Genomic DNA, 25,748 nt, shown 5'->3' on the forward strand with positions numbered 1-25,748 from the left:
CGCAATGGAGTCACCCCATGTACCGTTGGTTCGCCCACCATCTGGGCAATTTTAGCGTCACGCTCAAACTCGGCATCGGCTTCGGCACCGTGTTGCTGCTGACCCTGCTGATCGCACTCACCGGCTGGCAGGGGCTCAACGGTGTCACCCAGCGCGGCGACACCCTGGGCGAGATTTCCCGGATTCACCAGATCACCCAGGACCTGCGCATCGCCCGCCAGACCTATGAGCACAAACGCGATGCCGCCAGCGCCGACACGGTAGAGAACGCCCTGGTAGAGCTGGATCGCCAGCTCAAGAACGTGGAACAGCACATACCGCCCAGCGAAAACGGCGACCGCCTGCAACGCCAGAACGAGGCGGTTGCCCAGTACCAGCGCGCCTTTGCCGACCTCAAGCAGGCGGCCCAGGCCCGCGAGGCCAGCCGTGCGACCATGAGCAGCAGCGCGGAAAAGACCGCCGCATCGCTGGATCAGGTAGAGCGCGGGCTGCTGCAAGGCGGCGATATCCAGACCTTCAACAGCGCCGTGCAGGCCAAGGCGCTGATGCTGCAGGCCCGCTTCCACGTGCGTGGCTACATCTTCAGCGGGCAGGCCGAACTGCAGCAGACCGCCCTGCAGGCCATCGACCAGGCCCTGAGCGTCATCCGCAGCCTGCCGGCCAAGGTGCCGGCCGAGCATGCCGATGCCCTGGCCGCCGCCACCCAGGCGCTGGCCACCTACCGCAACGCGGTGGAGCAGTTCAGCCAGTCCCAGGCCGCCAATGACGCGGCCCTGCAGCACATGGCCGAACAGGGCACGCTGCTGATCGACCTGAGCCAGCAGATGAGCCGCAGCCTCACCCAGCTGCGCGACGACGAATCGCAGCACGCCCAGTCGATGCTGGCCCTGGCCACGGCGCTGGCGCTGTTCTTCGGCATCCTCGCCTCGTGGGCCATCACCCGCCAGATCGTCGTACCCCTGCGCCACACCCTCGGCGCCGTGGACCGCATCGCCAGCGGCGACCTGCGCCACGACCTGCGCGTGGAGCGCAGCGACGAACTCGGCCAGTTGCAGCACAGCATGCAGCGCATGACCGTGAACCTGCGCCAGCTGATCGGCGGTATCGGCGATGGTGTCACCCAGATCGCCAGCGCCGCCGAGCAGCTCTCGGCCGTCACCGAGCAGACCAGCGCCGGGGTCAACAATCAAAAGGTCGAGACCGACCAGGTGGCCACTGCCATGAACGAGATGGCCGCCACGGTGCAGGAAGTGGCGCGCAACGCCGAAGAGGCCTCGGAGGCGGCGCAGATGGCCGACCAGCAGGCCCGCGAAGGCGACCGCGTGGTGGGCGAGGCCATCGACCAGATCGAGCGCCTGGCCGCCGAGGTGGAACACTCCAGCGAAGCCATGGGTCAGCTCAAGGCCGAAAGCGCCAAGATCGGCAGCGTGCTCGACGTGATCAAGTCGGTGGCCCAGCAGACCAACCTGCTGGCCCTCAACGCCGCCATCGAGGCCGCTCGTGCCGGTGAGGCCGGGCGCGGTTTCGCGGTGGTTGCCGATGAAGTGCGCAGCCTGGCCCAGCGCACACAGCAATCGACCGAAGAGATCGAGGAGCTGATCGCCGGCCTGCAGAACGGCACCCAGCAGGTCGCCACGGTGATGGACAACAGCCGTAGCCTGACCGGCAGCAGCGTCGAGCTGACCCGCCGCGCCGGCACCTCGCTGGAAACCATTACCCGCACCGTGTCCTCGATCCAGGCCATGAACCAGCAGATCGCCGCCGCTGCCGAGCAGCAGAGCGCAGTGGCCGAAGAGATCAACCGCAGCGTGATGACGGTGCGCGATGTGTCCGACCAGACCAGCGCCGCCAGCGAAGAGACCGCCGCCTCCAGCGTCGAGCTGGCGCGCCTGGGCACCCACCTGCAGACCCTGGTCGCCCGCTTCAGCCTGTAACCCCCCGCCCTGCCGGCAGCGGCGTTGATCGCTGCCGGTGTCCGGCCCCCTGTGGCCGTCGAACAAATAGCGAAAAGTCCTACAGCGTTTGCAGGTCCAGACCTTGGCGCTCCAGCCGATGCGTTCGCATTGGCGCACCCACGGGTGCGTCTGAACCTCGTACCTGGAGAGCCACCATGCTTGTGACGATGAATCGGATGCTGGGCAACCTGAGCATTCAACTGAAACTGGCCCTGGGCTTTGCCCTGGTTCTGTTGCTGACGCTGGGCATCGCCCTGATCGGCTGGACCACCCTGGAAGACCTTGCCGACCGCAGCGACAAGCTCACCGACATCGGGGCGGTGAACAAGGAGATCCAGGATGTGCGCAACCAGCGGCTGGTCTACGAGCGCAACCTTGAGCCTGCCGTCGGCCAGCAGATGGACAAGGAGCTGGACGACGTGGCCGAGCGCCTGGCCTACCTGCAGCGGCGCCTCAACGTGCCGGCCAACCTTGCCCGGGTACAACGCCAGGAAAACACCCTCGACCAGTACCGGCGCACCTTCGCCGAGCTGCAGACCACGGTGCAGGCGCGCCAGCAGGCACGCGACGCCCTGGGCAGCAGCGCCGAACGCGCGGTGGTGCTGCTGGCGCCAGTCGGCCAGGCCCTGCGCGAGCGTGCCGACTTCAGCGCCTACGCCAGCCTGGTGACGGTGGACTAGCAGATCCAGCAGGCCCGCTTTCACCTGCGCGGCTACACCTACAGCGGCCGCGCCGAATTCGAGGCACCGGCACTGGCCGCCATCGACCAGGCGGCCAGCCAGCTTGACGCACTGCCCGACAGGCTACCGAGCACCTATCGCGACACCTTGCGTGCCGCCGCGGGGGCACTGGCCGACTACCGCGCTGCCGTGCTCGACTTCAGCGCGGCGCGCAGCGCCAGCGACTCGGCCCTGCAGCACCTGGCACAGCTGGGCGACAGCCTGCTGGCGGTGAGCGACGAGCTGACCCAGTCGCAGACCGAGCTGGTCGACCAGCAGGCCCTGCAGGCACGCTACAACCTGGGCCTGGCGATCGCCGTTGCGCTGCTGCTGGGCATCGCGGCCGCGTGGGTGATCACCCGCCAGATCACCACGCCCCTGCAGCAGACCCTGCGCCTGGTCGAACGGGTGGCCGGCGGCGACCTGAGCCAGACCCTGGTGGCCGAGCGACGCGACGAGCTGGGCGAGCTGCAGCGTGCGATGCAGCGCATGACCGTGAGCCTGCGCGAGCTGGTCGGTGGCATCGGCGAGGGCGTGACCCAGATCGCCAGCGCCGCCGAGCAGCTCTCGGCCGTGACCGAGCAGACCAGCAGCGGGGTCAGCACGCAGAAGGTCGAAACCGACCAGGTGGCCACTGCCATGCATGAAATGGCCGCTACCGTGCAGGATGTGGCGCGCAATGCCGAGCAGGCCAGCGAGGCCGCCACCCTGGCCGACCAGCAGGCCGGCGAAGGCGATCGGGTGGTCAGCGAGGCCATCGACGAGATCGAGCGCCTGGCGGCGGCGGTCGACCACTCCGGCGAAGCCATGGCCCAGCTCAAGGCCGAAAGCGACAAGATCGGCAGCGTGCTCGACGTGATCAAGTCGGTAGCCCAGCAGACCAACCTGCTGGCGCTCAACGCGGCCATCGAGGCCGCCCGCGCCGGCGAGGCCGGGCGCGGCTTCGCCGTGGTCGCCGACGAGGTACGCGGCCTGGCCCGACGCACCCAGCAATCCACCGAAGAGATCGAAGGCCTGATCGCCGGCCTGCACCGCGGCACCTCCGAGGTCGCCGGGATTCTGGACAACAGCCGCGAGCTGACCCTGAGCAGCGTCGAGCTGACCCGACGCGCCGGCACCTCGCTGGCCACCATCAGTACCACGGTGTCGTCGATCCAGGCGATGAACCAGCAGATTGCGGCCGCGGCCGAACAGCAAAGTGCAGTGGCCGAGGAAATCAACCGCAGCGTGATCAACGTGCGCGACGTGTCCGACCAGACCAGCGCCGCCAGCGAAGAGACCGCGGCCTCCAGCATCGAGCTGGCACGCCTGGGGGTTCAATTGCAGGCGCTGGTCGGGCGCTTCCAGCTCTAGGTGGAATTTTCCGCCTGCAAGATGGGAATTTTCCTACAGCATTTGCAGGTCCAGCTTGGCCTCCAGTGGCCGATGAGCACAGGTAGCTGCGCCCGACCCTATCCAGGCGCTACATCCCTCATTTCACTGGAGAACCGTCATGTTCGCACCTTTGTACCGGATGCTTGGCAACCTGAGCGTCAGGCTCAAGCTGGCCCTGGGATTTGCCAGCGTCCTGCTGCTGACGCTGGCGACCACCCTGGGCGGCTGGCATGCACTGAACGAATCCATCGACAGCTCGCAGCGCCTCACCCAGATTGCCGCGATCAACGACCTGAGCAAGGACCTGCGTGCCGAGCGCATCACCTACCGGGTGCTGGCGGACGACGAGAGCAGGCGCAGGATCAGCGCGACCCTGACCGAACTGGAGCGCCTGCTGCAGAGCATGCTGGGGCAGTTCGACGATGCGGCCGACCGCCAGGTGATCACGGCCAATCAGCAGGTGGTCGGCCAGTTCGTGCGCGACTTCGACACCTTGCAGCAGGCCGTCGGCATGCGCCATACGCACGAAACCGCCCTGCGTGAACAGGAGCAGCGCCTGCTCGATGGCATCGACACGCTCGAGCAGAAGACCCTGCTGAGCGAGCGCCAGGGCAGCGAACGGCAGGCCTCGGAGCAGCGCCTGTTCGCAACGCTTGCACGACACATCGAGACCGCCGGCCAGCAAAGCCGCGCCCCGGCCTATACCTTCAGCCCGCTGAGTGCCTTCGAGCAGGTGGGTGCCAGCGCGCTCGGCGCCGCCCAGGCCAGCCTGGCCGATCTGAGGCGCAACCTGCCGCCCAGCGACCTGCAGGCCACTACCGCCGCGCTCGCCAGCTATGTGCAGTTGCTGGACCGCTACCGCCAGGCCGCCATTGCAGTAGAGCAGCTTCAGGGCGGGCTGGAGACCATGGGCAACCAGCTGCGCGATGCCAGTCGCGTACTGACCCGACACCAGATCCAGCTGCGCGACGAAGAAGCCCTCGAGGCACGCAGCATGCTCAGCGTCATCGCCTTGCTGGCGCTGGTACTCGGCAGCCTGGCCGCGTGGCTGATCACGCGCCAGATCACCGAACCGCTCAGACGCACCCTGCAAGCGGCGCAATGCATCGCCAAGGGCGACCTGCGCAGCGACCTGCGGGTATCACGCCAGGATGAGCTGGGGCAGTTGCAGAACAGCATGCAGCAGATGGCCCTGAGCCTGCGCGAGCTGATCGGTGGCATCGGCCAGGGCACCGGCCAGTTGACCGCTGCGGTGGGCGAGCTGTCGAGTGTCGCCGAGCGCACCCAGGTGATGACCGGCAACCAGAAGGACGAGACCGACCAGGTGGCCACCGCGATGAACGAGATGGCCGCCACGGTACTGGAGGTGGCGCGCAACGCCGAGTTCGCCTCGGCGGCAGCCACTGCCGCAGACAGCCAGGCGCGCGAAGGCAACCAGGTGGTCAACGACGCCATCGGGCAGATCGAGCAGTTGGCCAGCCAGGTGGAGGAGTCGATCCTGGCCATGCAGCAGCTGGCGCAGGAGAGCGAGCGTATCGGCAGCATCCTGGATGTGATCAAGTCGGTTTCGTCGCAGACCAACCTGCTGGCGCTCAATGCCGCCATCGAGGCTGCGCGGGCGGGCGAGGCCGGGCGTGGTTTTGCGGTGGTGGCCGATGAAGTGCGCGGCCTGGCCCAGCGTACCCAGCAGTCCACCGAGGAGATCGAGGAGCTGATCGGCAACCTGCACAGTGGTACGGCGCAGGTGGTGCACCTGCTCGACAGCAGCCGCGACCTGAGCCGCGACAGCGTCGAACTGAGCCGGCGGGCGGGCGCGGCGCTGGGGCAGATCACCGAGACAGTGTCGAGCATCCAGGGCATGAACCAGCAGATCGCCACGGCCAGTGAAGAGCAGAGCTCGGTGGCCGAGGAGATCAACCGCAATGTGATGACGGTGAGGGATATTGCCGATCAGACGACCACGGCGAGCCAGCAGACTGCGGCGTCGAGCGTGGAGCTGGCGCGACTGGGGGGGCAGTTGCAGACGTTGGTCGGGCGGTTCAGCCTGTAACGGCCTCTTCGCCAGCAAGGCTGGCTCCTGCAGGTGCGGCGAAACCTTGCAGGAGCCAGCCTCGCTGGCGAAGGCCACGCTGCGGTTACAGCACCTGGCGCAGGAACGCCTGGGCTCGTGGGTCCTTCGGCGCAGTGAAGAACGCCTCCGGTGGCGAATCTTCCAGCAACTTGCCATGGTCGAAGAACAGCACGCGGTCCGCCACTTCCCGGGCAAAGCCCATTTCGTGGGTCACACAGACCATGGTCATGCCTTCCAGGGCCAGGGTCTTCATCACGTCCAGCACCTCGCCAACCATCTCCGGGTCCAGCGCCGAGGTCGGCTCGTCGAACAGCATCACCTTCGGCTCCATCGCCAGCGCACGGGCAATCGCCACGCGCTGCTGCTGGCCACCAGACAGGCGCGAGGGAAACTCGTTGGCCTTCTGCGCAATGCCCACCTTCTCCAGCAACGCACGCGCCTTGGCCTCACGCTCGGCCTTGCCACGCTTGCGCACCACCTTCTGCGCCAGGCACAGGTTCTCCAGCACGGTCATGTGCGGGAACAGGTTGAAGTGCTGGAACACCATGCCGACTTCACGCCGATAGGCATTCACGTCGGTCTTCGGGTCGGCCAGTTGCAGGCCGTCGATGGCCACGGTGCCCTCGTCGAAGGTTTCCAGGCCGTTGAGGCAGCGCAGGAAAGTCGACTTGCCCGAGCCCGACGGGCCCAGCACCACCAGCACTTCGCCCTTGGCCACGTCGGTACTGACGTGATCCACCGCACGCACCACCTGCCCACGGGTGTCGAAGACTTTTACCAGGTCACGGACTTCAATCACTTTGCGCAAGCCTCCGCTCGAGCCGGCTGGCGAAATGCGACAGCGGCAGGTTGATCAGCAGGTACAGCCCGGCGACGCAGAACCAGATCTCGAACGTGGAGAACGAGGTGGTGATCGCCTCGCGGCCACTCTTGGTCAGTTCGGTGATGGCGATCACCGACACCAGCGAGGTGTCCTTGACCAGGCTGATGAACTGCCCGGCCAGCGGCGGCAGCACGCGCTTGAACGCCTGCGGCAATACCACGTGGCGCATCGACTGGCCGGCGCTCAGGCCCAGCGAACGGGCCGCCTCGCCCTGGCCGCGGGCAATCGACTGCACCCCGGCGCGCACGATCTCGGCGACATAGGCGCCGGTGAACAGCGCCAGTGCCGCCACCCCGGCAAACTCGCGGGACAGGTTGAGCACGGTGCCGATGAAGAAGTAGAAGATGAAGATCTGCACCAGCAGCGGCGTGCCGCGCACCAGCTCGACATACACCGTCGACAGGTCGCGCAGGGTCGGGTTGCTGGACAGCCGGCACAGGCCGGCGAACAGGCCGATCACCAGCCCCAGCACCCCCGCCGCCACCGAGATCCACAAGGTGGTGAACAGGCCCCAGGCCAGCGGCCCGGCGGCCCACTGGTGGGTCACACCGATCAGGTCGCCCTCGGCCACGTCGTCGCCACGGTCCATCTGCAGGCTGGCCTGCTCGACGTTCAGCACCTGTTCGGCGCCGCTCTCGTCACGCAAGGTGACGCGGGCCATGTCGCCCTTGCGCTCGATCGCCTCGATCACGCCGTTTTCGGCGGCGCGCTGGGCAACTTCGGCCTGATAGGCAAAGTACTGCGGCACGCGGTTCCAGCGCCACTCGTAGGAGATCACCGAGGTTGCGTAATACAGGCTCAGCGCCAGGCCGATCAGGACCAGCGCCGTCAGCCCATGCCAGGGCCACTGGGCTTTCTTGTGTTTGATCACGGGGGTACTTCCGTAAAAGCGAACGCGCAGGGCCAGCCTGCGCGTCGGGTTTCGAACCGGGCGTGGGGCCGCGGCCTTATTCCATGTCCTTCAGCCAGGCGGTGTCCTTGAACCACTTGTCGTGGATTCGATCGTAGGTGCCGTCGTGCTTGATCTGGTGCAGGAAGTTGTTGATGAAGTTCAGGCTGTCGTAGTCGCCCTTCTTCAGGCCGAAGGCCAGCGGTTCGAAGGTGAACGGCTCGTCGAGGAACAGCAGCTTGCCGGCGCCGGCCTTGTTCACTGCCACCACGTTGTACGGGGCGTCGTAGACGAAGGCGTCGGCCTTGCCGTTGACCACGTCCATCACCGCTTCCTGCTCGTTGTCGTAGCCGTGGTACTTGGCCTTGCCGATCAGCTTCTTGGCGACCATTTCACCGGTGGTGCCGAGCTTGGAGGTCAGGCGGTACTTCTCGTTGTTCAGGTCCTTGTAGGTCTTGATCTCGCCGGCCAGCTCCTTGCGGATCAGCAGGGTCTGACCGACCACGATGAAGGGTTCGCTGAAGTTGAGCTTGAGGTTGCGCTCCTGGGTCAGGGTCATGCCGCTGCCGATCATGTCGAACTTGTCGGTCATCAGGGCCGGGATGATGCCGTCGTAGGCGGTGGAGACGGTTTCCAGCTTGACGCCCATGGACTTGGCCATGGCCTTGAGGATATCGACTTCGAAGCCGATGATCTCGCCACGCTTGTTGGTCATCTGGAACGGCATGTAGGTAGGGTCCATGCCTACGCGCAAGGTGCCGCGCTTGACCGCGTCATCGATGGCGCCGGCTGCCTGTGCAGCGTTCACCGTCATCAGTGCCGCGACGCCGATCATCAGCATCGACAGATACTTTTTCATCATCACCAGATCCCCCAGCAGGAAAACTTCGAGTTTTATTATCGGGGGGGATGCTAACGCATGGGGGGCGTTGTTGGTATCAGAAAAAGGAGTGAAACATCACCGGCAAAGCCGGCTCCTACAACGGCACGGATGACCTGTAGGAGCCAGCGTTGCTGGCGAAGGGGCCCGCAGATCAGGCCCCGGCGAGTGCTGCCTGCCCCTCGTGCTGCGGGTGCAGCGGCAACAGCGGCGAGTGCGGGTCGTTGGCAATCGACTCACGCCACACATCCAGCCAGGCGCGGTTGTCTTCGGCCCACACGCGGCTGTGCAGCCGTGCCAGGGCGACCGGGTCGCTGAGCAGCGCCAGGCGCGTGGCGCCATCCAGCGCGGCCGGGCCGACTTCCAGGGCCTTGGCGATGCGCTCGGCGCGGTTGCGCTCGACCACCTCCGCCACGCCATGGCGCGCGGTCGCCAGGGCACAGGCCAGGGCGTTCTGTTGCGGGTCGACCACGGCCCGCACAAACCCGTCCTTCAGCGCATGCCAGCGGTTTTCGTGGGTGTACTGGTCGGTGGCCAGCAGCTCCTGCGGCGTGGCGTATTCCTCAGGAATCAGGAACAGCTTCTCGTCCTTGGCGCGCAGGCCCAGGTTGGTGCGGCTGGAAATCACCGACACCGGGATCGACAGCATCAGCGAGCCCACGATCGGCACCAGCCACCACAGGAAGCTCGGGTTCAGCCACGCCACCAGCAGCGCCCAGGCCACGCCCAGCAGGGTTTGCGGGCCATGCCGGCGCACCGCTTCGCTCCACGGGGTGGAGTCGTCGTCACGCTGTGGCGAGTTCCAGGTCGCGGCCCAGCCCAGGAACGCGGCCAGCACGAAGCGGGTGTGGAAGATCATGCGTACCGGCGCCAGCAGCATGGAGAACAGCATCTCCAGCAGCATCGACAGGGTGACCTTGATGCGCCCGCCGAACTCCTTGGCGCCCTTGGCCCAGATCAGGATGATGCTCAGCAGCTTGGGCAGGAACAGCAGCACGATGGTGGTGGAGAACAGCGCGATGGCTTTTTCCGGGTGCCACTGCGGCCACAGCGGGTAGAGCTGACGCGGTTCGAGGAAGTACTGCGGCTCCATCAGGGTGTTGGTCGCCAGCAGCGCGGTCGACAGCACCAGGAAGAAGAACCACAGCGGCGCCGACAGGTACGACATAACCCCGGTGAGGAACACCGCACGGTGCACCGGGTGCATGCCCTTGACCAGGAACAGGCGGAAGTTCATCAGGTTGCCGTGGCACCAGCGCCGATCGCGCTTGAGCTCGTCGAGCAGGTTGGGCGGCAACTCTTCATAGCTGCCCGGCAGGTCATAGGCGATCCACACGCCCCAGCCGGCACGGCGCATCAGTGCGGCTTCGACGAAGTCGTGGGACAGGATCGCACCAGCGAAGGCGCCCTTGCCCGGCAACGGCGCCAGGGCGCAGTGCTCGATGAAGGGTTTCATGCGGATGATCGCGTTGTGGCCCCAGTAGTGCGACTCGCCCAGCTGCCAGAAGTGCAGGCCGGCGGTGAACAGCGGGCCGTACACCCGGGTGGCGAACTGCTGCATGCGCGCATACAGGGTATCCATGCCCGACGCCTTGGGCGCGGTCTGGATGATCCCGGCGTCGGGGTTGGCTTCCATCAGCCGCACCAGGCTGGTGAGGCATTCGCCGCTCATCACGCTGTCGGCGTCGAGTACCACCATGTAGCGGTAGTCCGCGCCCCAGCGACGGCAGAAGTCGTCGAGGTTGCCGCTCTTGCGTTTGACCCGGCGACGACGGCGACGGTAGAAGATGCGCCCGAAGCCCTTGGCCTCACGGCATACGTCCAGCCAGGCCTGCTGTTCGGCCACGGCGATGTCGGTGTCGTTGGTGTCGCTGAGCACGAAGAAGTCGAAGCGGTCCAGGTTGCCCGTGGCCGCCACCGACTCGAAGGTCGCACGCAGGCCGGCGAACACCCGAGCCACGTCTTCGTTGCAGATCGGCATCACCAGTGCGGTGCGCGCCCCGGCCTCGATCGGCTCGTTGCCGGCGCTGCTGCCCGAAATCCGGTACTTGTCACGCCCGGTGAGCAGTTCCAGAAAGCCCATCAGCGCGGTCCAGAAACCGGCCGACACCCAGCAGAACAGAATGCCGAACAGGATCAGGATGCTGGTCTGCAGCGCATACGGCCACACCTGGGTGACGGTCTGCATGAACGACTGGTGCATGATTTCGTCGAGGTCGACGAACGACCAGCCCTGGTACGGCAGGATGCCCTTCATGTACCAGCCGGCGACCACGGTCTGGCCGAGCATCAACGCCAGCAGGATGTAGCGGCGCATCGAACCCACCCAGCGCCAGCGCGCCTTGGGCAGCTCGCGCTGTTCAGGCGCCGGCGCGTTGGTACGTCCGGTGACCCGGCGCCAGGCGCGCACCAGGATGTTGGTGCGCCATGGCTCGGGGATCACCCGGGTGCGGTGGATCGGCGGGGTGGCCTTCAGGCACACCCGGCCACTGGCGTCGAGGGCGAGCATCTCGGCCTCTTCCAGTTCCGCGGCGCTGTCCAGGGTCAGGCGGCTGCCCACCGAGCCCTGTACCGAACCGTTTTCACCCACCGGCGGCTGCGCCGACAGGCGTCGGTGCAGCTCGCTGAACGAATTGCAGCTGGCCAGTTCGGCGCGCTGCTCGTCGCTCAGGGGCAGATGGGCCAGGTACTCGCCAAGCGATTCCGGCCTTTGTGAAGAGTTACTCATCGGCAGGCAACTGATAGCTCCAGGTCTCGGTCAACACCTGTTCGGTGGTGGCCGGTGCCCCGGTGGTGGTCGCCGCATCGGCGGCTGGCGGCTGGGCAGGTTTTTCCTGCTTGGCGTGCTTGGCAGCGGCCTTGTCCTGCTTGGCAGGCTTGGCCGGCTTGGGCTGTTCGACCGGCACGTCGCGCAGCAGCGCGGCGCGCATTTCGGTGGCCTTGCTCGGGTCTTTGACCTTCAGGCGCAGGGTCAGGCGCCAGCCCTTGATCTCGGGGTTGTAGCGCAGGTTGTTCTCGACCACTTCGGCGTTGTCGTCGGTGGTCACCTGGCTGCGCACGTTGGCATCTTCCGGCAGGGCGGCCAGCACCGGGCCCTCGAAGTCGACCAGGAAGGCGATGCTGCCATCGGGCTGGCGGATCAGGTTGGACTGCTTGACGTCACCGGTGGAGCGCAGGGTCTGCTTGACCCAGCCCAGGTTCGGCGAGTGGAACTCGGACTCGTCGATGGTCCAGTGCAGGCGGTAGTTGAATTCGGATGCCACACCGGGCTCAGGCAGTTTTTCCGGGCTCCAGAAGGCCACGATGTTGTCGTTGGTCTCGTCGGCGGTCGGGATCTCGACCAGGTCGACGGTGCCCTTGCCCCAGTCGCCGCTCGGCTCGATCCAGGCGCTCGGGCGCTTCTGGTAGTTGTCGTCGAGGTCTTCGAACTGGCTGAACTCGCGCTGGCGCTGCAGCAGGCCGAACCCACGCGGGTTCTCGACGCTGAAGTTGCTCACGGCCAGGTGCTTGGGGTTGTTGAGCGGGCGCCACAGCCATTCGCCGTTGGCCGCATGGATCGACAGGCCTTCGGAGTCGTGCAGCGCAGGGCGGTAGTTGGGCACCTTGGACGGCTGGTTGCCGCCGAACAGGAACATGCTGGTCAGCGGGGCGATGCCCAGGCGGCTGACGTGGTCACGCAGGTACACCCTGGACTTGACGTCGACGATGGTGTCGGTGCCCGGGCGCAGGGTCAGCTTGTAGGCGCCGGTGGAGCGCGGCGAATCGAGCAGCGCGTAGATCACCAGGTGCTTGTCGGTCGGCTTGGGCTTCTCGACCCAGAACTCGGTGAAGCGCGGGAACTCCTCGCCCGACGGCAGCGCGGTGTCGATGGCCAGGCCACGGGCCGACAGGCCATACACATGGCCCTTGCCGACCACGCGGAAGTAGCTGGCGCCAAGCAGGGTCATGATTTCATCCTGCTTGTCGGCCTTGTTGATCGGGTACAGCACGCGAAAGCCGGCGTAGCCGAGCTTGTCGGTGGCCTTGGGGTCGAACTGCACGTCGCCGAAGTCGAAGCGGCTCGGGTCGTACTTGATCTCCTGCACCTTGTTGGCGGTGACTTCGTTGATGCGTACCGGCGTGTCGAAGTGCATGCCCTGGTGGTAGAACGACAGCTTGAACGGGGTCTTGTCCTGGGCCCACTCGGCCTTGTCCTGCAGGAAGCGGATCTTCTGGTAGTCGCCGTACTTCATGTCACGGAACACGGCCGGCAGGTTGCTCTTGGGTGCTTCGTACTTCTGCCCGGCCAGGTCTTTGGCCTTGGCTGCCACGTCGTCGAGGTTGAACGCCCAGAGCTGGCCCGCGCTGAGCAGGCAGACCAGTGCAGAGGCTGCCACGAAGGCCTTGCGCAGCCGATTGGCGGAAGTTCTTGGTGCATTACAGGGACTTACAATCACGAGCAACCCTCGCCGAAAACAGATCAAAGAACCAACGGCCAGCGACGTATGCCGGGTTGGCGAGCACTGTTCGGACTCCGAAAGGGCACAATGATTCCCCAAACGGTTCCGGACGATGCTCAAGTCAGAGTAAAACGGGCCTGCGAACGCAGGCCCACATTTCGCGCGATTATCCAGCAGGCCGCGTTACAACGCATCAGGGCCAAGCAACTATTTATGCTGAAAAGCCGCTGTTTTCATGCAAGCAGCGGCCTTTTCACCTTCATATTTGTAGCATAAATGTCACAGGGCCATCATTGACCAGGTGAACCTGCATGTCCGCACCGAAACGCCCGCTCGCCACCGTGGGGTGCTTGAGCCTCGCCTGGGCCAGCAGATAGTCGAACAGTTCGGCACCGAGTGCCGGTGGCGCGGCGGTGGAAAAGCTCGGACGCAGGCCGCTCTGGGTGTCGGCAGCCAGGGTGAACTGCGATACCAGCAGCAGGCCGCCGTCGATGTCCTTGAGCGACAGGTTCATCTTGCCCTGGGGGTCGCTGAACACCCGGTAGTTGAGCAGCTTGTGCAGCAGCTTGTCGGCGTGGGCCGGGGTGTCGCCGGGCTCGACGGCGACCAGCACCAGCAGGCCCTGGTCGATGGACCCGACGATCTCGCCGTCGACCTCTACCCGCGCGCCACGCGCGCGTTGCAGCAGGCCCTTCACGCTTCTTCCAGCGGCAGGTCGAGCAGGCGCCGGGCCATCTGGTCGGCGGCGCGCACCAGCGCATCGGTGATGCCGGGCTCGGAGGCGGCGTGGCCGGCGTCGCGAATCACTTTCAGCTCGCTGTTGGGCCAGGCCTGGTGCAGCGCCCAGGCGTTGTCGAGCGGGCAGATCACGTCATAGCGACCGTGCACGATCACCGCCGGCAGGTGGGCGATACGCGGCATGTCGCGGATCAGCTGGTCGGGCTCCAGGAACGCGTTGTTCATGAAGTAGTGGCATTCGATGCGGGCAATCGACAGGGCGCGTTGCGGCTCGGAGAAACGGTCGACCACCAGCGGGTTGGGACGCAGCGTCGCGGTGCGGCCCTCCCAGGTGGACCAGGCCTTGGCCGCATGCATCTGGGCGATCTGGTCGTTGCCGGTAAGGCGCTTGTGGAAGGCCTTGACCAGGTCGTCGCGCTCGTCGGCGGGGATCGGCGCGATGTAATCCTGCCAGTAGTCGGGGAACAGTCGGCTGGCACCCGCCTGGTAGAACCATTCGATTTCCTGCGGGCGGCACAGGAAGATGCCGCGCAGGATCAGCCCGTGCACGCGCTCGGGGTGGGTCTGGGCGTAGGCCAGGGCCAGGGTCGAGCCCCAGGAACCGCCGAACAGCACCCATTTTTCGATGTTCAGGTGCTCGCGGATACGCTCGATGTCTTCGATCAGGGCCTGGGTGGTGTTGTTCTCCAGGCTCGCGTGCGGGGTGGAGCGACCGCAGCCGCGCTGGTCGAAGGTGACGATGCGGTACAGGTTGGGGTCGAAATAGCAGCGGCTTTGCGCATCGCAGCCGGCGCCCGGGCCGCCATGAATGAACAGCACGGGCAGACCTTCCGGGGAACCGCTTTCATCGACGTACAGTACATGCGGTGCTTCCACGGCCAGATCGTGCCGGGCGTAGGGTTTGATCTGCGGGTACAAGGTCTGCATTACGCACTCCGTGTGGGGAAATAGGCTGCCGTTGGGCATCATAAACCCGAAATGCGCTTTGAGCATGTACCTGTGTTCGGCTTTCGGGCCCCTTCGCCGGCAAGGCCGGCTCCTACCGGTTCGCAACCGTCTGCAGGAGCCGGCCTTGCCGGCGAAGGCAGCGCCGCGGTCCTATGCCGGGTAACGCTCGCGCCCCCACCCCAGCATCGCCACCAGCATCTGCTCCAGCACCCGCTGGGTCGGCTGCGCCAGATCGTCGCGGTAGGTGAACGGCGCCACCTCCTCCATGTAGTTGCACTGCGCCAGTTCCATCTGCACCGCGTGCACGTTGTTGGCCGGGGCGCCATAGTGACGGGTGATGTGCCCGCCCTTGAAGCGCCCGTTGAGCACATGGCTGTAGCCCTGCGCGCCGGCCGCCACCGCCCTGACCCGCTCGGCCAGTGCCGCGTCGCAGCTCGCGCCATTGAAGGTGCCGATGTTGAAGTCCGGCAACGTGCCGTCGAACAGGTGCGGGATCACCGAGCGGATCGAGTGTGCATCCCACAGCAACGCATAGCCGAACTGCTCGCGCAGGCGCGCCAGCTCGCCGGTGAGGGTGTCGTGATACGGCCGCCAGATGGCCTCCAGGTAGCCCGCCCGCTCGGCCGCACTCGGCTCCAGCCCCGCCTTGAACAACGGCTGCCCTTCGAACAGCGTGGCCGGGAACAGCCCGGTGGTGGCGCCGGCATACAGCGGCTGGTCATCCTCGGGCCGGTTCAGGTCGATGACGAAGCGCGAATACTCGCCCACCACCACGCTGGCGCCCAGCTCACGGGCAAAGGCGTACAGGCGCGGAATGTGCCAGTCGGTGTCCGGCAGGCCCCTGGCCTCGTCCACCAGCCCGGCCTCGACCGCCGGGGTCAGCCTGAGCCCGGCATGGGGAATGCTGACCAGCAGCGGCAGCGTACCCTGGTGAAAACTCACGACCTTGTCCATGCAGCCTCCCCTTTATCAGTCAGTTCAACGCCGTGGCGCACCACCCGCTTGTGCAGATCGCCGCCCAGCCAGTAGGCCAGGTCTGCCGGCCGTTCGATGTCCCAGGCCACGAAGTCGGCCACCTTGCCGACCTCCAGCGAGCCATGGCTGTCGCCCAGCCCCAACGCCGTGGCGGCATGCACGGTGACACCGGCCAGGGCTTCTTCGGGGGTCATGCGAAACAGGGTGCAGGCCATGTTCAGCATCAGGCGCAGCGACAAGGCCGGCGAGGTGCCGGGGTTGAGGTCGCTGGCAATCGCGATCTTCACGCCGTGCCTGCGCAGCGCGTCCATCGGCGGCAGCTGGGTTTCGCGCAAGAAGTAGAACGCCCCCGGCAGCAGCACCGCCACCGTGCCGGCCTGGGCCATGGCGATGGCATCGGCCTCGTCCATGAACTCCAGGTGATCGGCCGACAGTGCCTGGTAGCGCGCTGCCAGGCTCGAACCGTGCAGCGACGACAGCTGCTCGGCATGCAGCTTGACCGGCAGGCCCAGCTCGCGGGCCTTGAGAAACACCCGCTCGACCTGCGCCGGCGAAAACGCCAGGTATTCGCAGAACGCATCCACCGCATCCACCAGCCCTTCGCCAGCCAGCGCCGGGAGCATCTGCTCGCAGATGTGAGTGATGTAGTCGTCGGCGCGCTCGGCGTACTCGGGCGGCAAGGCATGCGCCGCCAGGCAGGTGCTGCGCACGGTCAGCGGCAGCGTTTGGCCGAGCCGGCGCGCCACCTTGAGCATCTTGCGCTCGTTGTCCATGTCCAGGCCGTAGCCGGACTTGATCTCCAGGGTGGTCACACCATCGCGCATCAGGGCCTGCACCCGGCGCAGGGCGCTGGCATACAGCTCGTCTTCGCTGGCGGCGCGGGTGGCGCGCACGGTGCTGGCGATGCCACCCCCCTGGGCGGCGATCTCGGCGTAGCTCACGCCCTGCAGGCGCTGTTCGAACTCGCCGCTGCGGTTGCCGCCGAACACCACGTGGGTGTGGCAGTCGATCAGCCCGGGGGTGACCCAGGCACCGTCCAGGTCGACCGTGCTGTCAGGCACAGGGCCTGCCAGCACCTGGCGCGGGCCGATCCATTCGATGCGCCCGGCGCAGGTGACAATGGCCGCGTCCTCGATGATCGAGTAGGCGCCGTGCGCCATGCTTGCCACATGGCAGTGCTGCCAGAGGGTTTTCATGCACAGTCTCCGTAACTATTGAGGCGTCGACACCGGCTGCGTGACCGTGCCACGCGGCTTGCACCACAGCCAGTAGGCGGCCACCAGGAACACCACCCACACCACGCCGACGATCAACGCCGCCTGGGTGTCGGGGAAGTAGCCCAGCACACCGAACACGAACAGCATGAAGGCGATGGCTGCGGCCGGCCCATACGGCCAGAACGGTACCGGGAACTTCAGTTGCGCGACCTCTTCGCGGCTCATGCTGCGGCGCATGGCCACCTGGGTCACCAGGATCATCAGCCACACCCATACCGTAGCAAAGGTGGCAATGGAGGCGATCAGCAGGAACACGTTTTCCGGAATCAGGTAGTTGAGCACCACGCCACCGAGCAGCGCAGCGCCCATCACCAGCACGGTCATCCACGGCACGCCGTGGCGCGAGATCTTCGAGAAGCCCTTGGGCGCGTGGCCCTGCTCGGCCAGGCCGTACATCATGCGCCCGGCACCGAAGATATCGCTGTTGATGGCCGACACCGCCGCCGAGATCACCACGATGTTGAGCACCGTGGCCGCCGAACCGATCCCCAGGTTGCTGAAGATCTGCACGAACGGGCTGCCCTGGCTGCCGATCTGCGGCCAGGGGTACAGGCACATCAGTACGAACAGGGTGAGCACATAGAACAGCAGGATGCGCAGCGGCACGGCGTTGATCGCCTTGGGGATCACGCGCTGCGGGTCCTTGGCTTCACCGGCGGTGATACCGATGATCTCGATGCCGCCGAAGGCGAACATCACCACCGCGAACGAGGCGATCAGGCCACCGACACCGTTGGGCATGAAGCCGCCGTGATCGAACAGGTTGCCGATGCCCACCGTGTTGCCCGCCTCGGCATTGGCCAGGCCGAAGGCCATGATGCCGAAACCGGCCAGGATCATCGCCACGATCGCGCCGACCTTGAGCAGCGACAGCCAGAACTCCATCTCGCCGAACACCTTGACGTTGCACAGGTTGAGCCCGCCGATCAGGAACACGATGCCCAGCACCCACACCCAGCGCGCCACCTCGGGAAACCAGAAGCCCATGTAGATGCCGAAGGCCGTGACGTCGGCCAGGCACACGATGATCATTTCAAAGGCGTAGGTCCAGCCCAGCACGAAGCCGGCCATGGGCCCCAGGTAGGTGCTGGCGTATTTGCCGAACGAGCCGGACACCGGGTTGTGCACGGCCATTTCACCCAGTGCACGCATCACCATGAACACTGCCGCGCCGCCGATCATGTAGGCCAGCAACACCGCCGGGCCGGCCATCTGGATGGCCGCGGCCGAACCGTAGAACAGCCCGGTGCCGATGGCCGAGCCCAGTGCCATGAATCGAATGTGCCGGGCCGTAAGCCCGCGCTTGAGACCTTGTGCTTGAGATTGCATTTCGCGTTCCTGTTTTTTTTGTAGGCGAAAAGCAGCGCGAACCCGCCAGGGTTCGCGCGGCAGACGGCTGGCCTGCACGGCCAGCCGGTGGCGTCAGAGGCTGGGCAGCACCTTGGCCGGCAGCAGGCCGGTCAGCGTGCCCGCGGCCAGCAGGGCGATGGCCGCCTCGATGTCGGGGGCGAAGAAACGGTCCTTGTCGTAGTGCGCGACCTGGCCGCGCAGGGCCTGGCGCGCCTGCTCCAGCTTGGGCGAGGTCTTGAGGCCGGTGCGCAGGTCCAGGCCCTGGCAGGCGGCCAGCCATTCCACGGCCAGCACACCGCGGGTGTTCTCGGCCATTTCCCACAGGCGCTTGCCGGCGGCCGGGGCCATCGACACGTGGTCTTCCTGGTTGGCCGAGGTGGGAATGCTGTCGACGCTGTGCGGGTGCGCCAGCGCCTTGTTCTCGCTGGCCAGCGCGGCGGCGGTGACCTGGGCGATCATGAAGCCGGAGTTGACCCCGCCATTGGCCACCAGGAACGGCGGCAACTGCGACATGTGCTTGTCCATCATCAGCGAGATGCGCCGCTCGCTCAGCGAACCGATTTCGGCGATGGCCAGGGCCATGTTGTCGGCGGCCATGGCCACCGGCTCGGCGTGGAAGTTGCCACCGGAGATCACGTCACCCTCCTTAGCGAATACCAGCGGGTTGTCGGACACCGCGTTGGCCTCCACCACCAGTACCTCGGCGGCCTGGCGCAACTGGGTCAGGCAGGCGCCCATCACCTGTGGCTGGCAACGCAGGGAGTACGGGTCCTGCACCTTGCCGCAGTTCTGGTGCGAGGCCGACACTTCGCTGCCGTCGCCCAGCAGGTCGCGGTAGCAGGCGGCCGAGTCGATCTGGCCACGCTGGCCGCGGGCCTGATGAATGCGGTCATCGAAGGGCGAGCGCGAGCCCAGCACCGCTTCGACGGTGAGGCTGCCGCAGGCGACGGCGGCAGCGAACAGGTCTTCGCCTTCGAACAGCCCGCGCAGCGCATAGGCGGTGGACGCCTGGGTGCCGTTGAGCAGGGCCAGGCCCTCCTTGGCAGCCAGGGTCAGCGGCTCGAGGCCGGCCACCGCCAGCGCTTCGGTGGCCGGCAGCCATTGGCCCTTGTGGCGGGCCTTGCCTTCGCCCAGCAGCACCAGCGACATGTGCGCCAGCGGTGCGAGGTCGCCGGAGGCGCCCACCGAGCCCTTGAGCGGAATGTGCGGGTAGACCTCGGCATTGATCAGGGCGATCAGCGCGTCGATCACCTTGCGCCGGATGCCGGAAAAACCACGGCTCAGGCTGTTGACCTTGAGCACCATGATCAGGCGCACCAGGGCGTCGTCCAGCGGCGCGCCGACGCCGGCGGCGTGGGACAGCACCAGCGAGCGCTGCAGGTTCTCCAGGTCGTGGCTGGCGATGCGGGTCGAGGCCAGCAGGCCGAAACCGGTATTGATGCCGTAGGCGGTGCGGTCCTCGGCAAGGATCTGCTCGACGCAGGCCACGCTGTCTTCGATCTGCTGGTCGGCGCTGGCGTCCAGTTGCAGGGTCAGCGGTTGCTGGTAGATCGCACGCAGCTGAGCCAAGGTCAGGGTGCCAGGCTTCAGGGTCAGTTGGGTCACGTTATTGCTCCGTCTCGAAAGGCGTTCACGCCCGTCATGAATTCAGTATCGACCAGGGCGCCGCTCAGCGCGTGATCATCGGCAGGTTCAGACCCTGCTCTTTCGCACAGTCGATGGCGATCTGATAACCGGCATCGGCATGGCGCATCACGCCGGTGGCCGGGTCGTTGTGCAGGACGCGGGCAATACGCTCGGCGGCTTCGTCGGTGCCGTCGCACACGATGACCATGCCCGAGTGCTGCGAGAAGCCCATGCCCACCCCGCCGCCGTGGTGCAGCGAGACCCAGGTCGCGCCGCTGGCGGTGTTGAGCAGGGCATTGAGCAGCGGCCAGTCGGACACGGCGTCGGAGCCGTCCTGCATGGCTTCGGTTTCACGGTTGGGGCTGGAGACGGAGCCGGAGTCCAGGTGGTCGCGGCCGATCACGATCGGTGCCGACAGCTCGCCGCTGCGCACCATTTCGTTGAACGCCAGGCCCAGCTTGGCGCGCAGGCCCAGGCCGACCCAGCAGATACGTGCCGGCAGGCCTTGGAAGCTGATGCGCTCGCGGGCCATGTCCAGCCAGTTGTGCAGGTGCGCGTCGTCGGGGATCAGTTCCTTGACCTTGGCGTCGGTCTTGTAGATGTCCTGGGCGTCGCCCGACAGCGCGGCCCAGCGGAACGGGCCCACGCCGCGGCAGAACAGCGGGCGGATATAGGCAGGTACGAAGCCGGGGAAGTCGAAGGCGTTGGTCACGCCCTCTTCCTTGGCCATCTGACGAATGTTGTTGCCGTAGTCGAAGGTCGGGATGCCCTGCTTCTGGAAGTCGAGCATGGCCTGCACGTGCACGGCCATCGACTGCCTGGCAGCCTTGACCACCGCCGCCGGTTCGGTCTGCGCGCGGTCGCGGTACTGCTCCCAGGTCCAGCCGGCCGGCAGGTAGCCATTGAGCGGGTCGTGGGCGCTGGTCTGGTCGGTGACCATGTCGGGGCGCACGCCGCGCTTGACCAGCTCGGGCAGGATTTCGGCGGCATTGCCCAGCAGGGCGATGGAGATGGCCTTGCCTTCGCCCGTGTATCTGGCGATGCGCGCCAGGGCGTCGTCCAGGTCGGTGGCCTGTTCATCCACGTAGCGGCTGCTCAGGCGGAAGTCGATGCGGCTCTGCTGGCATTCGATGTTCAGCGAGCAGGCGCCGGCCAGGGTCGCGGCCAGTGGCTGCGCGCCGCCCATGCCGCCCAGGCCCGCGGTGAGCACCCACTTGCCCTTGAGGCTGCCGTTGTAGTGCTGGCGGCCGGCTTCGACGAAGGTTTCGTAGGTGCCCTGCACGATGCCCTGGCTGCCGATGTAGATCCAGCTGCCGGCGGTCATCTGGCCGTACATGGCCAGGCCCTTGGCATCGAGTTCGTTGAAATGTTCCCAGTTGGCCCAGTGCGGCACCAGGTTGGAGTTGGCGATCAGTACGCGCGGGGCGTTGCTGTGGGTCTTGAACACGCCGACCGGCTTGCCGGATTGCACCAGCAGGGTCTCGTCGTCATTCAGGTGGGTGAGGCTCTCGACGATCTTGTCGTAGCACTCCCAGTTGCGCGCGGCGCGGCCGATGCCGCCGTACACCACCAGCTCCTTGGGGTTCTCGGCAACTTGCGGGTCGAGGTTGTTCATCAGCATGCGCAGTGGCGCTTCGGTCAGCCAGCTCTTGGCGGTGAGCTGGGTGCCGCGCGGGGCGCGAATTTCGACGTCACGGAATTTATTGTGCTTGTTCGTCACGTAAGGGCTCCTCGAGCGAAAGGCGAATTCGGGATGGCACTGCCATGGATGCAATACAAACATACATTTACTTGTATGTACAAGTACAGGCAACCAAAAAACAGTGTCGTCCGCTTCGCCGGCAAGGCCGGCTCCCACACGCAAAAAAAGAATGGAACCTGCAGGAGCCAGCCTTGCTGGCGAAGCCTTTAACGTTCGGTCAGCTCGATCAGGCAGATCTGCCCACTGACCTCGAACTCCAGCAACCCGTGGTTGCCGTCCAGCCGCAGGCAGTCATAGCGACCCAGCCACTGCTCGGCATGCCCTGCGACCTTGACCCGCACCCGCTCGTGCGCCGCGAACACCAGCAGCGTCTGGGCCGAGCTGTACACCCGGCTTTCACCCGACAGCCACTGCAACCGCGCGGCAAACCGCTGCGGCGCGTAGATCAGGTTGAAGTCGCGAATCGGTCCGCCCAGCAGGTTGCAGCTCACTGCACTTTCGCCGCTGAAGGCAAAGGCATCGAACGCCAGCAGCTCGCGGCTGGCCTGGCCATCCACCATCAGGCGCATGCCATCGCCCTGCAGCACGCTGATCACGCGCTGATACCCGGCAAAGCTGGAGAACCCGCCCGACTCGGCGATGTCGGCAATCGACAGGCGCCAGCCAAAGCCCTCCAGGCCGGCCCCGCCATCGCGGGTGATCTCTTCGGTACTGCCGCCGCCGTTCTTCCACGGCATGCGCGGGTAGTCGGCGGCACGTAACAGGGTCAACGAACTCATTTGCTGAAGCGTCCTTCCAGGCGGTGACGGGAACCGGGGTGAATCAGGCGCGCCGCCGTGACCGGCTGGCGACCCGACCAGGTGCGCCGGCGGATCAGCAGGCACGGCTCGCCCGGCTCGATCTGCAGCAGGCGGCATTCCTCGGGTTCGGCCAGGATCGCCTCGACCACGTGCTCGCCTTCGGTCAGCGGCGCCACCTGGGACAGGTAGGCGTAGGGGGTCTGGCGGGTGAAGTCCTGCTTGAGGTAGTCCGGGGCGACCTGGGCGTTGACGAAGCGGTCCTCGATCTGCACCGGGATGCCGTTTTCGTAGTGCACGATCAGCGAATGGAACACCCGCTGCCCTTCGCGCATGTCCAGCGCCAGCGCCCGCTCCGAGCCTGCCGCCTCTTCGGTCAGGGTGATCACCTTGCAGCTGTGCTGGTGGCCGCGCGCGGCGATCTCGTCGGCGATGTTGTTGACCTCGAACAGCGCCGAGCGGCTCTTGGGCTCGGCGACGAAGGTGCCGACGCCCTGCATGCGCACCAGCAGGCCTTCGGCGGTCAGCTCGCGCAAGGCGCGGTTGATGGTCATGCGGCTGAAGCCCAGCTCGGTGACCAGTTCGCTCTCGGACGGTACGCGGTGATGCGGCGGCCAGCTGCCGTTCTGGATCTGCTGGGCGATCATCTGCTTGACCCGCGCATACAGCGGCGCCGGGCCCTCGCCCATGTGGGCAACCAACGCGGAGACAGGAGGTGTCGACACGGCAAAAATCCTTGGTGATGAGTATGACCGGTAGAGTGCCGCAGTTTACCGGGCAGGCAAACGTCTGTATATGTATATACAAATAACCAGAAAAGGGTGGCGTACCGATGTCCGTGTTCTTTGCCGAACGTGCTTTGTTGCCTACAGGCTGGGCAGAAAACGTGCGAATCGAGGCAGGCCCCGACGGCCTGTTGAATAGCGTACAGCCAGGCGCCTCGGCCGATGGCGCCGAGCGCCTGGCCGGGCCGTTGCTGCCGGGCATGCCGAACCTGCACTCGCACGCCTTCCAGCGCGCCATGGCCGGCCTGGCGGAAGTGGCCGGCAACCCCAACGACAGCTTCTGGACCTGGCGCGAGCTGATGTACCGGCTGGTGGGCCGGATCAGCCCCGAGCAACTGGGCATCATCGCGCGCCAGTTGTACATCGAGATGCTCAAGGCCGGCTACACCTCGGTGGCCGAATTCCATTACGTGCACCATGACGCCCAGGGCAAGGCCTATGCCGACCCGGCCGAACTGTCGCTGCGCATCAGCCAGGCCGCCGCCGACACCGGCATCGGCCTGACCTTGCTGCCGGTGCTGTACAGCCACTCGGGTTTCGGCGGGCAGGCGCCCAATGACGGGCAACGTCGCTTCATCAACGGCACCGAGCAGTACCTGCACCTGCACACGAAACTGGCGCCGCTGCTCGCCCAGCAACCGGCGCAGCGCCTGGGGCTGTGCTTTCACTCCCTGCGCGCGGTCACCCCGCAGCAGATCGCCCAGGTCATGGCTGCCGGCGACAAGGCCTGCCCGGTGCATATCCACATTGCCGAACAGCAGAAGGAAGTCGACGACTGCCTGGCCTGGAGTGGCCGCCGGCCGTTGCAGTGGCTGTATGAAAACGTCGATGTCGACCAGCGCTGGTGCCTGGTGCACGCCACCCACGCCGAGCCCGACGAAGTCAGCGCCATGGCGCGCAGCAAGGCGGTGGCCGGCCTGTGCCTGACCACCGAGGCCAACCTGGGCGACGGCATCTTCCCTGCCGTCGACTACCTGGCCCAGGGCGGGCGCATGGGCATCGGCTCGGACAGCCATGTGTCGCTGAGCGTGGTGGAGGAATTGCGCTGGCTCGAATATGGCCAACGCCTGCGCGACCAGCGGCGCAACCGGTTGCATGGGGCCGATCAGCCGATGGTGGGGCGCACCCTGTTCGATGCGGCCCTGGCCGGTGGTGCGCAGGCGCTGGGGCAGCCGGTTGGCGAACTGGCGGTGGGCAGGCGGGCCGACTGGATCGTGCTGGATGGGGCCGATCCGTATATCGCCACGGCGAGCGGGGACGGGGTTCTCAATCGCTGGCTGTTTGCCGGCGGCGACCGGCAGGTGCGCGATGTGATGGTCAATGGCAAGTGGGTGGTGCAACAGGGGCGGCATGCGGGTGATGAGGTGAGCGCGCGGGCGTTTGCCGGGGTGCTGCGCAATTTGCTGGGCTGATCTCAAACCGCAGCGCGGCTTTCGCCGGCAAGGCCGGCTCCTACAGGTTCGACACCGCCTGTAGGAGCCGGCCTTGCCGGCGAAAGGGCCGTTACCGTTTTTGCGCGATATCGCGGTCGGAGACGCGCCAGATCAGCCGCGTGGTGTCATACCCCTGCTGACGCGCCCGCGCCAGCAGGCTCTCGCGCTCCAGCGCCGGAATCGTCGGCGTGCGCGACAGTATCCACAGGTACTTGCGGTCCGGGTTGCCCACCAGTGCCGTCTGGTAGTCCTTGTCCACGTACAGCACCCAGTAATCGCCCTTCGTCACCCCCGGCAGCAACCGCGAGAACCAGTTGTCGAACTCCACCCACAGCTTGTCGGTCTTGCCCTGCACCTGTGGCGTCGCCGTACCACTGGCCTCCTCCCACTCGCCCTCGAGCGTGATGCAGCGGTTGAGCACGCCCACCGTGCCGTCCGGCTTGAGGTTGTAATGCGCTTCGCTCTGCGCGCAATTGCGCTGGAAGAACATCGGCAGCCGCGCCAGTTCGAACCACTTGCCCTGGTAACGCTTGAGGTCGACGCTGTCGACGGTCTTGGGCGGCAACGGCCCGTCGTCGCGCGAATGCGCACAACCGGTCAGCAGCAGGCCGGCGCACAGGCTCAACAGCAGGGGCAGGCGTTTCATTTGAGACCCTGCCCCGAGTACATCAGCACCTTGTCGGCGGCGTACTGCACGCTGATGAAGGCTTTCTGGTCGCCCCAGGTACAACTGGTCATGCCCAGCGCGCCGGAACACTCGGTGGGGCTGCCCAGCAGTCGCTCGACCTCGGCCTTGGGCATGCCGGCCTGGAGCTTGGAATAGTTTTCCTGGTTGATCTTGCTGCATGCGGCCAGCAACACGCACAACGACAACAGGGCGAGGGAACGCAACGACATGGGGTCACTC

At 66.2% G+C, this 25,748-nt stretch carries 19 protein-coding genes and 1 pseudogene; 4 read left to right on the forward strand and 16 right to left on the reverse strand.

The window, feature by feature from the left end; genetic code table 11:
* Window positions 1-17 precede the first annotated feature (17 nt).
* The 3 genes and pseudogenes from V9K84_RS20130 to V9K84_RS20140 all read left to right on the forward strand — a co-directional run bounded on the left by V9K84_RS20130 (window position 18) and on the right by V9K84_RS20140 (window position 6,098).
* Window positions 18-1,934 carry a methyl-accepting chemotaxis protein gene (locus V9K84_RS20130; protein WP_088514681.1) on the forward strand — a complete coding sequence of 639 codons (1,917 nt, stop codon included), beginning with the start codon at window positions 18-20 and terminating at the stop codon, window positions 1,932-1,934.
* Window positions 1,935-2,110: 176 nt separating this feature from the next.
* Window positions 2,111-4,027 (forward strand): annotated as a pseudogene (locus V9K84_RS20135) (methyl-accepting chemotaxis protein).
* Window positions 4,028-4,166: 139 nt separating this feature from the next.
* Window positions 4,167-6,098: a methyl-accepting chemotaxis protein gene (locus V9K84_RS20140; RefSeq protein WP_088514679.1), complete on the forward strand. Its 1,932-nt coding sequence runs from the start codon at window positions 4,167-4,169 to the stop codon at window positions 6,096-6,098.
* A gap of 85 nt (window positions 6,099-6,183) precedes the next feature.
* On the opposite strand, the gene V9K84_RS20145 is transcribed toward V9K84_RS20140, so the two are convergent.
* From V9K84_RS20145 to hutC, 14 genes are all read right to left on the reverse strand, one after another.
* Window positions 6,184-6,918, reverse strand: a complete 735-nt coding sequence (locus tag V9K84_RS20145) for an amino acid ABC transporter ATP-binding protein (protein WP_043862229.1) — start codon at window positions 6,916-6,918, stop codon at window positions 6,184-6,186.
* The gene (locus V9K84_RS20150; RefSeq protein WP_043862170.1) at window positions 6,911-7,873 is read right to left on the reverse strand and encodes an amino acid ABC transporter permease; all 963 of its coding nucleotides are present in this window, start codon (window positions 7,871-7,873) and stop codon (window positions 6,911-6,913) included. The genes V9K84_RS20145 and V9K84_RS20150 overlap by 8 nt, the downstream gene beginning before the upstream one ends.
* A 76-nt stretch (window positions 7,874-7,949) precedes the next feature.
* Window positions 7,950-8,750: a transporter substrate-binding domain-containing protein gene (locus tag V9K84_RS20155; protein WP_043862230.1), complete on the reverse strand. Its 801-nt coding sequence runs from the start codon at window positions 8,748-8,750 to the stop codon at window positions 7,950-7,952.
* Window positions 8,751-8,925: 175 nt separating this feature from the next.
* Window positions 8,926-11,499 (reverse strand): glucans biosynthesis glucosyltransferase MdoH, encoded by a 2,574-nt coding sequence (gene mdoH / locus V9K84_RS20160; RefSeq protein ID WP_043862171.1) that lies wholly within the window; start codon window positions 11,497-11,499, stop codon window positions 8,926-8,928.
* Window positions 11,492-13,207, reverse strand: coding sequence for a glucan biosynthesis protein G (locus tag V9K84_RS20165; RefSeq protein ID WP_080922881.1), 1,716 nt, complete (start codon window positions 13,205-13,207; stop codon window positions 11,492-11,494). The genes mdoH and V9K84_RS20165 overlap by 8 nt, the downstream gene beginning before the upstream one ends.
* A 262-nt stretch (window positions 13,208-13,469) precedes the next feature.
* Window positions 13,470-13,907, reverse strand: a complete 438-nt coding sequence (gene dtd / locus V9K84_RS20170) for a D-aminoacyl-tRNA deacylase (RefSeq protein WP_088514678.1) — start codon at window positions 13,905-13,907, stop codon at window positions 13,470-13,472.
* Window positions 13,904-14,875 carry a prolyl aminopeptidase gene (gene pip, locus V9K84_RS20175; RefSeq protein WP_058541644.1) on the reverse strand — a complete coding sequence of 324 codons (972 nt, stop codon included), beginning with the start codon at window positions 14,873-14,875 and terminating at the stop codon, window positions 13,904-13,906. Before pip ends, dtd begins: the two co-directional genes overlap by 4 nt.
* A 171-nt stretch (window positions 14,876-15,046) precedes the next feature.
* Window positions 15,047-15,850 (reverse strand): N-formylglutamate deformylase, encoded by an 804-nt coding sequence (gene hutG / locus V9K84_RS20180; protein WP_054915776.1) that lies wholly within the window; start codon window positions 15,848-15,850, stop codon window positions 15,047-15,049.
* A complete protein-coding gene (gene hutI / locus V9K84_RS20185) occupies window positions 15,835-17,067 on the reverse strand; it encodes an imidazolonepropionase (RefSeq protein WP_088514677.1) in 1,233 nt (410 codons plus the stop codon). The genes hutG and hutI overlap by 16 nt, the downstream gene beginning before the upstream one ends.
* Before the next feature lie 15 nt (window positions 17,068-17,082).
* The gene (locus V9K84_RS20190) at window positions 17,083-18,477 is read right to left on the reverse strand and encodes an amino acid permease (protein WP_088514676.1); all 1,395 of its coding nucleotides are present in this window, start codon (window positions 18,475-18,477) and stop codon (window positions 17,083-17,085) included.
* Between the two features lie 93 nt (window positions 18,478-18,570).
* Window positions 18,571-20,103, reverse strand: a complete 1,533-nt coding sequence (gene hutH / locus V9K84_RS20195; RefSeq protein WP_088514675.1) for a histidine ammonia-lyase — start codon at window positions 20,101-20,103, stop codon at window positions 18,571-18,573.
* Window positions 20,104-20,167: 64 nt separating this feature from the next.
* Complete coding sequence (hutU, locus tag V9K84_RS20200) at window positions 20,168-21,844, reverse strand: urocanate hydratase (protein WP_043862179.1); 1,677 nt, start codon at window positions 21,842-21,844, stop codon at window positions 20,168-20,170.
* Between the two features lie 188 nt (window positions 21,845-22,032).
* Window positions 22,033-22,605, reverse strand: a complete 573-nt coding sequence (locus V9K84_RS20205; protein ID WP_088514674.1) for a HutD family protein — start codon at window positions 22,603-22,605, stop codon at window positions 22,033-22,035.
* On the reverse strand, window positions 22,602-23,312 hold the full coding sequence (gene hutC / locus V9K84_RS20210) for a histidine utilization repressor (RefSeq protein ID WP_162484873.1): 711 nt from the start codon (window positions 23,310-23,312) through the stop codon (window positions 22,602-22,604). Before hutC ends, V9K84_RS20205 begins: the two co-directional genes overlap by 4 nt.
* Window positions 23,313-23,455: 143 nt before the next feature.
* On the opposite strand from hutC, the gene V9K84_RS20215 reads away from it, so the two are divergent.
* Window positions 23,456-24,820, forward strand: a complete 1,365-nt coding sequence (locus tag V9K84_RS20215; RefSeq protein WP_088514673.1) for a formimidoylglutamate deiminase — start codon at window positions 23,456-23,458, stop codon at window positions 24,818-24,820.
* Between the two features lie 91 nt (window positions 24,821-24,911).
* Here the strand turns inward: V9K84_RS20215 and V9K84_RS20220 are convergent, their stop codons facing one another.
* Window positions 24,912-25,487 carry a lipocalin family protein gene (locus V9K84_RS20220; protein WP_058541650.1) on the reverse strand — a complete coding sequence of 192 codons (576 nt, stop codon included), beginning with the start codon at window positions 25,485-25,487 and terminating at the stop codon, window positions 24,912-24,914.
* Window positions 25,484-25,738, reverse strand: coding sequence for an outer membrane protein assembly factor BamE (gene bamE, locus V9K84_RS20225; protein WP_043862184.1), 255 nt, complete (start codon window positions 25,736-25,738; stop codon window positions 25,484-25,486). The genes V9K84_RS20220 and bamE overlap by 4 nt, the downstream gene beginning before the upstream one ends.
* Between the last annotated feature and the right edge of the window lie 10 nt (window positions 25,739-25,748).

The organism is Pseudomonas sp. AE27 (genome assembly GCF_037113495.1).
Taxonomy (GTDB): domain Bacteria; phylum Pseudomonadota; class Gammaproteobacteria; order Pseudomonadales; family Pseudomonadaceae; genus Aquipseudomonas; species Aquipseudomonas palmensis.

Bases quoted from the DNA above. Each gene is read 5' to 3' on its own strand.
- V9K84_RS20220 (WP_058541650.1), bottom strand. From the start codon at position 25,487: ATGAAACGCCTGCCCCTGCTGTTGAGCCTGTGCGCCGGCCTGCTGCTG.
- hutC (WP_162484873.1), bottom strand. From the start codon at position 23,312: ATGGGCGAGGGCCCGGCGCCGCTGTATGCGCGGGTCAAGCAGATGATC.
- V9K84_RS20155 (WP_043862230.1), bottom strand. From the start codon at position 8,750: ATGAAAAAGTATCTGTCGATGCTGATGATCGGCGTCGCGGCACTGATG.
- mdoH (WP_043862171.1), bottom strand. From the start codon at position 11,499: ATGAGTAACTCTTCACAAAGGCCGGAATCGCTTGGCGAGTACCTGGCC.
- bamE (WP_043862184.1), bottom strand. From the start codon at position 25,738: ATGTCGTTGCGTTCCCTCGCCCTGTTGTCGTTGTGCGTGTTGCTGGCC.
- V9K84_RS20205 (WP_088514674.1), bottom strand. From the start codon at position 22,605: ATGAGTTCGTTGACCCTGTTACGTGCCGCCGACTACCCGCGCATGCCG.
- hutG (WP_054915776.1), bottom strand. From the start codon at position 15,850: ATGGACAAGGTCGTGAGTTTTCACCAGGGTACGCTGCCGCTGCTGGTC.
- pip (WP_058541644.1), bottom strand. From the start codon at position 14,875: ATGCAGACCTTGTACCCGCAGATCAAACCCTACGCCCGGCACGATCTG.
- V9K84_RS20130 (WP_088514681.1), top strand. From the start codon at position 18: ATGTACCGTTGGTTCGCCCACCATCTGGGCAATTTTAGCGTCACGCTC.
- V9K84_RS20215 (WP_088514673.1), top strand. From the start codon at position 23,456: ATGTCCGTGTTCTTTGCCGAACGTGCTTTGTTGCCTACAGGCTGGGCA.
- V9K84_RS20190 (WP_088514676.1), bottom strand. From the start codon at position 18,477: ATGCAATCTCAAGCACAAGGTCTCAAGCGCGGGCTTACGGCCCGGCAC.
- hutI (WP_088514677.1), bottom strand. From the start codon at position 17,067: ATGAAAACCCTCTGGCAGCACTGCCATGTGGCAAGCATGGCGCACGGC.
- V9K84_RS20140 (WP_088514679.1), top strand. From the start codon at position 4,167: ATGTTCGCACCTTTGTACCGGATGCTTGGCAACCTGAGCGTCAGGCTC.